Below are 7,177 nucleotides of genomic sequence, written 5' to 3'. Positions count from 1 at the left end.
CCGCCACCCGGAAGGCCGACGCCGCCGGCACCGTCGCGGCGACCGCGCCGGGCGACGACACCCCCAAGGCGCAGCTCGTGCGGGTGCAGGAGCCCGAGCCCTCGCCGCTGGTGCTCGCCGAGAAGGTGCTGGGCCCGATCGTCGAGCCGCTGACCACGGTCGGCATCGTGCTGGTGGTCGTCGTGTTCCTGCTGATGCAGCGCGAGGACCTGCGCAACCGCATGATCCGCCTGTTCGGGTCGAGCGACCTGCACCGCACGACGGTGGCGATGGACGACGCCGCGGGCCGGCTCGGCACCTACTTCCTCGCCCAGCTCGGCATGAACGCCACCTTCGGCGTGCTCATCGGCGTCGGGCTCTGGGTCATCGGCGTGCCCAACCCGCTCCTGTGGGGCGTGTTCTCGGCGCTGATGCGCTTCGTCCCCTATATCGGCGCCTTCGCGTCCGGGGTCGGCCCGGTGGTCCTGGCCGCCGCGGTCGATCCGGGCTGGTCGATGGTGATCGAGACCGCGGCGCTGTTCCTGATCGCCGAACCGGTGTTCGGGCAGGTGATCGAGCCGCTGCTCTACGGCCACTCCACCGGGCTCTCGCCCTTCGCGGTGATCGTCTCGACCCTGTTCTGGGGTTTCCTGTGGGGGCCGCTCGGCCTGATCCTGGCGACCCCGTTCACGGTCTGCCTCGTGGTGCTCGGCCGCCACGTCGACAGCCTGGAGTTCCTCGACGTCCTGCTGGGCGACCGGCCGCCGCTGACACCGGTGGAGAACTTCTACCAGCGGATGCTGGCCGGCGACCCGGACGAGGCGCGCGACCTCGGCGAGGCCATGCTGAAGGAGCGCTCGCTGTCGTCGTACTACGACGAGGTGGCGCTCAAGGGCCTCCAGCTCGCCGCCAACGACTACGCCCGCGGGGTGGTCACGTCGGCGCAGATCGAGAACATCCGCAGCTCGGCCCGGGCCGTGGTGGAGGATTTCGAGGACCATCCCGACGCGGAACCCGCGCGCGACGTCAACGCGGTCAACCCGAGCGAGACGCCGACCCTGGCCGAGCGGACCCACATCCGGACGGAGGCGGTACCCGGTCAGGCCCCGCCGCGCGAAGCCCGCCCGGAGGCGTGGCGCGGCGAGGCGCCCGTCCTGTGCGTGGCCGGGCGCGGCCCCCTCGACGAGGCCTCCTCGGCGATGCTGGCGCAGCTGCTGCGCAAGCACGGGCTCGGCGCCCGGGTCGTCGGCTACGAGGCCGTCTCGCGCGACCGCGTCCGCGACCTCGACCTGACGGGGGTGGCGATGATCTGCATCTCCTACCTCGACATCAGCGGCAGCCCCGCGCACCTGCGCTACCTGCTGGAGCGCCTGAAGCGGCGCGCCCCGCACATGCCGGTTCTGGTGGGCCTGTGGCCGGTGGGCGAGAAGGTGCTGACGGACGCCGCCCTGGGCCGGCAGATCGGTGCGGACGCCTACGTGTCGTCGCTGCGCGACGGCGTCGAGGCCTGCCTGGGGTCGGCGCGGACCGCCGCCGACGCCGCCGCGGCGGCCTGACCGCGCAGGCCCCGGTCCTCCCGCGACCGGGGCCTGCGCCTGTCCGCGACTCGATCAATCCCGTTCTGGGGACGCGAGATTCCTGATAGGGATGACCCTTGAGACAGAGTTCCAGGGAGTGTCGACGGATGGGGGCGCCGGTATCCGACCGCGTCATCGCCCGGCGTGAGGGCGTCCCGTCGGCCCGAGCCGCCGCGCCGGGGCGCGCGGCGCCCGCCCCGGTCTGAGAGGTCGCGATGATCCCGTCACCGCCACCGGCGCCGTTCCGGCTGCAATGCGTCGTGCATCGGGAGAGCGCCAGCGGCATCATCATCCACGACGAGCAGATCCTCGGCACCTCCGAGGCGGCGGCGGTCGCCGACGCGAAGGCGCGCTTCGCGCACCTGCTGGCGGGTCGGTCCGGCTCGGCGGCCCTGCGGGACGCGGCCGGGCGCGTCGTCTGGTCCACGCGCCAGGACGGCCCGCCCGCAGCGGGGCCGGCCTAGGCCCCGCAATCCGTCGGGGGGCGATCCGGTTCCGAGCGGGTCCGCGTCGCCCGGTCGGGCGGCGAAGGCGCGCGCGGCCGCCCGGGATGCGGGTGAGGCGGGGATCCGGAGAACGGGATCGCGCACTCCGTCCGTCGCGGCGTCGATCATCCCGGCCTCGATGGCCCCGACGCGTCGGCGCGCCTCGATCGCTTCACCGGTCCCGGGAACAAAACCCGTCCCCGGGCCGTCCGACCTGCGACGCGTTCAGCCCGTGGACGACACAGGTCTTCGGGCAACCGGGGGGATCCGCCGACATGCATGCCCGTTGCGACCGCTGCGCCACGACCAGATTGCCGCATCCCGGCCGCCGGCGCCTCCTCCTCGGGGTGGCGGGCGCCTTCGCCGCCACGGCCCTGCCGAACGCCGTCGCGCAGGCCGCGGGCCCGGTGGACAAGACCGCGCTGCCCCCGGCCGAAGCGCTCAAGCTCATGAAGGCGGGCAACGAGAACTTCAGGAACGAGGCCCCCGCCCTGGCGGCGAACGGACGCGAACGCCGTCTCGAACTCGCCCGCGGGCAAGCCCCGTTCTGCGTGCTGGTCGGCTGCTCCGACAGCCGGGTCTCGCCCGAGATCCTGTTCGGGCGCGGGCTCGGCGAATTGTTCATCGTCCGGAACGCCGGCAACACGGTCGACACGGCGGCTCTGGGCAGCATCGAGTACGCCGTGGGCGTCCTCGGGGTGCCCCTCGTGGTCGTGCTCGGCCATCAATCCTGCGGCGCCGTCGCGGCCGCCGTCGAGGTCGTGCAGAAGAACGCGACGTTCCCGGGCGTCATCGGCGAGATGGTGCAGCCGATCGTGCCGGCCGTGCTGGAGGCCAGGAGCCAGGGCGGCGACCTCCTCGAGGCCTCGGTGCGGAGCAACGCCCGCCGCGTCGCCAAGCGGCTGACGACGCAGAGCCTCGTGATCAAGGAGGCGCTGGGCGCCGGGGCGGTCAAGGTCGTGGGCGCGCGCTACGGCCTCTCCGATGGCCATGTCGAGTGGATGGAAGACATCTGAAATGCCTCGCCCCGGCCACCGAGGGGCGCGGCCGAGGATCGCTCCGGATAAGTCGGCCCGGGGGGGCCGATCGGGCGCGATCACGACGCCGATCCCGGACCGCCGCACCGGGGCCCGCGCCGCTGGCCCCGCCGCCTCAGTTCAGCGGTGCGGCTCCAGGTCGATCACCGGGCCGCCCACGTCGAAGAAGTCGTCCTCGTAGGCCAGGCCGTGGTCCGGCTCGGCGTCGTCCCGGCGCCGGAACGGCAGGAGCGAGGAGGCTCCTCCGAGGCAGAGGGCCCCCGCCACGAGGGCAACGAAGATCGCGATGCTCATGACGGAATACCCGGGCGCAGCGTGCGTCCGCATCAGACGCCGTTAAGATTAAGACGCGGTTGCCGGGGGCGTGCAATCGAAATTCTGCGGCCGGCGCACGATCAGGGGCGCGCGGGGACCTTGTCCTGCTGACGCTCGACCTGATCGCGCACGCCGCGACCGGCCATCAGGATCTCGGCCATGAAGGCGCCGATCGCCGCGACGGTGCAGATCAGCGCCGCCCCGAAGCACGCGAACAGGATCGACGCGGTGGCGGCGTCGCGCAGCGCCCCGACGAACAGGGTCAGCACCGCCAGGCCGATCAGGCCGCCCGCCAGCGAGGCCAGGACGACCGCCACGTCGAGGACGAAGGAGCGCCGCCGCAGGTAGCTCAGCCGGCGGGACAGGTGCGCGGCCTCGGCTTCCGTCATCCTGGCGGCCTCCGCCGAGAGGGCGTCGACCTTGTCGGAGATCCGGCCGAGGCGGGTCGAGAACACGTTCAGCAGGGTCGCCAGCGCCGAGAGCAGGAAGGCGGGCGCCAGCGCCACCTGGATGATGTGCGCGATGCTGTCGGGCTCCGTGGAGCTGAGGGAGAAGCCGAGCATCGGCGCGCTACCGCGTCCCCGGACCTGTCAGGTCGGGAAACGCCCCGCCCGATGGCCCCGCGCGGCCGGGACGATGCGGGGGCGGGGTCAGGGGCGGGGAGGGGATGCCGGTCACCGGAGCCCCCACACCCGCGGCGGGGTGGGGGCGCCGGCGAGCCCGGCGCAGGCGACACCGAGCGGCGTCCCGTGGCCCAGGACGGCTGCACCGATCCCGATCCCGCCCCCCGGCAGGGCCGTCATGGACAGCGGCGTGATCGGGTTCATGCGGGTCTCCTGCATTCCCGGCGGGCCGGACCCGGATCGGGCCGGCTCCGCGGGCGGGCCTCGGACAGGCGCCGCGCGGGCGGACGCGCCTGCGTGAAGACGGCCGAGGGCACATAGCGCCGGATGCGGGCCCGGGAAGCCGCGCCCCGCGGGGCCCGGGCACGGGCCGCGGACCACCGGCGCGGCCCCGGGGAGCGGCGGCGCGAAGGTCTGCCGCTCCCGTTCCGGACCGGCAGGCCGCGATCCGGGCCCATGCGGGTCGAGGCGGGCCGGGCGGGCTGGCGCGGCGCGGCGCCTTCACCGCCTCCGGTCCGGGGAGGCGGGTCAGCAGGGGACGCTGACCCGCCGGAGGGGCAGCACGCCCCCGGGGCCGCCCCGTCCCGGCCGTCTCCGGCCGCGCCCCGGCGCGACGGCGCCCGCACTGCCGGTCCCGCCGCCGATCCCGCGGCCCATCCCGCCCTCCATGCGTCCCGGGATAACCGGCGTCCGGCACCGTCAGACCGCTGCGGGCTGCAGCGGACCCGGCTTCGGCTCCGGGCCCGGCGCGCCCGCGCCGGTCATCCGGCGGTCGACGGCCGCGAGCGTCTCGAGCAGGCGCTTCCGGAGCCGGGCCGCGCCCTCCGCCTCCAGGGCGTCGACGTCGATGTAGAAATCGATGCCCCGGGCGTGCTCGGAGAAGACCGTCTCCGCGGCCTCGGCGGCGAGGTCGCCCTCGATGGCGTAGGGGACGACGTCGCGGCTGATGCCCTTCATGCGGATCGGGTCCTGCGGGCTCGCCCGGACGACGTCGCTGACGAGCGCGTAGGTCTCGTAGCTCAGGGTGATCCCGCCGGGCGCGGCCACCGATTGCAGGCGGGCGGCGAGGTTCGCCTCGGCACCGATGATCGTGTAGTCCATCCGGTCGTCGCTGCCGAAATTGCCGACGTTGCAGTAGCCGGTGTTGATGCCGATCCGGGCCTGGAACGGGCGCTCGATGCCGGAGCGGCGCCAGCGGGCGTTGAGCTGGCCGAGGCGCTTCTGCATCTCGACGGCCATCCGCACGCAGGCCTGCGCGTCCTCGCGCACGCCCTTGGTCTCGGGATCGCCGAAGAAGACCAGCATCGCGTCGCCGATGTACTTGTCGACCGTGCCGCCGTGCTTCTGCGCGATCGCGGTCATCTCGGTGAGGTACTCGTTGAGCAGCGCGGTCAGCTCCTCGGGCTGCAGGCGCTCGGTGGTGGCGGTGAAGTCCTTGATGTCGGAGAAGAAGATCGTCAGCTTCTTGCGCTCGGTGGCGACCGACACGTCGCGCTCGCCGCTGAAGATGCTCTTGTAGACCTGGGGCGAGATGTACTTGGCGATCTGCACCGAGATCGAGGCCAGGAAGCCGTTCGACTCCGTCAGCTCGCGGTTCATACGGTCGATCAGCCGGGATTGGCGCGCCTGCAGGAGCAGGAAGGTGCTGCCGGCCAGCGCCGCCAGGATGAAGTAGCCCAGCAGGTACTTGAAGGCGAGGACGTTGGCGGCGATCGGCTGGCGCAGGACGATCTCCTGGATGCCGCGCACGTCGCCGACCTTCCAGTCGGTCTTGGGGCTCAGGGGATGCGCGTTGTGGCAGCGCACGCAGGCGGATTCCATCCGGATCGGGGCGGCGATGCGGACCTGCCGGTCGAAGATCGAGCCGGTGGTCTCGCTGACGAAGTGCGATTGCGGGCGGTCGCGCAGGTCGGCCAGCGCGCGGGCCTCGAAGGCGTCGAGCTCGTGGGGCTTGCGGTCCTTGAACGGCAGGTCGGAGACGAAGCGGTACTTGACCGCCCCGTCCGCGCCGCTGATCCGCTCGCCGAGTTCCAGGGACAGGGTCGCGGGGATCGGGATCGCGTTCGGCACGCCCTTGTAGTCGTGGGTCGTCACCACGCGGCCGGTGGCGCCGTTGACCGCCTGAACGACGTCGCTGGCGTAGAAGCTGCGCATCTGGTCGATGATCCGGCCGGTCTCCACCGCCTGCGTCTCGAGCATGCGCTCCGACAGGCCGCGCAGGTCGAGCCAGACCGCCAGCGGCAGCCCGGCCAGGCCGAACAGGATCGCCGCCACGAGGAGGGGCCCCATGATCCGCTGATGCCGCGCGGTCCGCTCGCTCACGCTCGCCATCGGTCCCCTCTCCACAGGCCGCACATCCTGCCCATTCCCGGGACCCGACGGCGGCGGACCGGCCATCCGGCCCGGCGATTCGTCGGCGCGTGGGGAGATTACAATACTCGGAACCGCCGCTCCAAGAGCACGCGCGTCGCGTGACAGACCTTCCGCGCGCCACGCCCCGGCCGAGCATTGGCCAGGTCTCGGCACCACCGGAATCGGAGCGCGGAAAAGCCACCGTCTGGACTGCCGGACTGGATGGCCGCCCCGGCCGGGGCCGGACGCGGGCTTATCCCCGCCCCAAGGCCCGGCTCCGGCCGATCGGGAATTAATGTTAACAGCATCCGGCCGTCGCCGGCAGGCTTGCGGGCCGTCGGCCGTTAGGATCTAAGAAACATCGAAGCTTCCCGGTTGGTCCTGGGAACGTTCTCGAACGAACTCAAGCCCCGTCCGCCCCGTGCGGCGGGGCTTTTTGTTTCCGGACCGTCTCGGACACGCATGGGCGGGCCGGTTAACCACGCCCTGTTCTCGGATGTGCTGCATCGCACATGCGTGCTGCGGTGCAAACGCCCCCGCCCGGAGTGTTGCAGCGCTGCACTATCGCGTGGCGGCGTCCTGCAGTTCCTGTCGCCGGGCACACATCCCGCGAAACGGGAGACAGAGGACCAGATGATCAAGAAGCTTCTTCTCGCCAGCGCCGCCACGGCCCTGATGGCCGGCGCCGCTTCGGCCGCCGACCTGCCGCGCCGGGCCGCCCCGCCGCCGGTGTTCACCCCCGTCCCGGTGTTCACCTGGACCGGCGCCTACTTCGGTATCAACGCCGGCTACGCCTTCGACGCCAGCAG

General features: G+C 72.7%; 7 protein-coding genes and 1 pseudogene. 4 read left to right on the top strand and 4 right to left on the bottom strand.

Annotated features, from left to right (window positions below):
• The 3 genes from MKK82_RS16960 to MKK82_RS16950 form a co-directional block, all read left to right on the top strand.
• Window positions 1-1,535, top strand: a 1,535-nt coding sequence (locus tag MKK82_RS16960) for an AI-2E family transporter (RefSeq protein WP_243986320.1), incomplete at its 5' end; no start/stop codon positions are given.
• Between the two features lie 236 nt (window positions 1,536-1,771).
• Window positions 1,772-2,020 (top strand): hypothetical protein, encoded by a 249-nt coding sequence (locus tag MKK82_RS16955; RefSeq protein WP_243986318.1) that lies wholly within the window; start codon window positions 1,772-1,774, stop codon window positions 2,018-2,020.
• Between the two features lie 296 nt (window positions 2,021-2,316).
• Window positions 2,317-3,057, top strand: a complete 741-nt coding sequence (locus tag MKK82_RS16950) for a carbonic anhydrase (RefSeq protein ID WP_243986316.1) — start codon at window positions 2,317-2,319, stop codon at window positions 3,055-3,057.
• Window positions 3,058-3,198: 141 nt separating this feature from the next.
• Here the strand turns inward: MKK82_RS16950 and MKK82_RS16945 are convergent, their stop codons facing one another.
• The 4 genes from MKK82_RS16945 to MKK82_RS16930 all read right to left on the bottom strand — a co-directional run bounded on the left by MKK82_RS16945 (window position 3,199) and on the right by MKK82_RS16930 (window position 6,347).
• Complete coding sequence (locus MKK82_RS16945; RefSeq protein WP_243986315.1) at window positions 3,199-3,372, bottom strand: hypothetical protein; 174 nt, start codon at window positions 3,370-3,372, stop codon at window positions 3,199-3,201.
• A gap of 101 nt (window positions 3,373-3,473) precedes the next feature.
• Window positions 3,474-3,956, bottom strand: a complete 483-nt coding sequence (locus MKK82_RS16940; RefSeq protein WP_243986313.1) for a DUF2721 domain-containing protein — start codon at window positions 3,954-3,956, stop codon at window positions 3,474-3,476.
• A 111-nt stretch (window positions 3,957-4,067) separates the two neighbouring features.
• Complete coding sequence (locus MKK82_RS16935) at window positions 4,068-4,220, bottom strand: hypothetical protein (protein ID WP_243986311.1); 153 nt, start codon at window positions 4,218-4,220, stop codon at window positions 4,068-4,070.
• Between the two features lie 495 nt (window positions 4,221-4,715).
• Window positions 4,716-6,347, bottom strand: a complete 1,632-nt coding sequence (locus MKK82_RS16930; RefSeq protein WP_238294175.1) for an adenylate/guanylate cyclase domain-containing protein — start codon at window positions 6,345-6,347, stop codon at window positions 4,716-4,718.
• A gap of 654 nt (window positions 6,348-7,001) precedes the next feature.
• Here MKK82_RS16930 and MKK82_RS16925 point away from each other — a divergent pair.
• Window positions 7,002-7,177 (top strand): annotated as a pseudogene (locus MKK82_RS16925) (porin family protein); the annotation flags it as partial.

The organism is Methylobacterium sp. E-046 (genome assembly GCF_022829625.1).
GTDB lineage: Bacteria > Pseudomonadota > Alphaproteobacteria > Rhizobiales > Beijerinckiaceae > Methylobacterium > Methylobacterium longum.
The sequence above is the reverse complement of the archived record's forward strand: the minus strand, read 5'-3'. Positions and strand labels throughout refer to the sequence as shown.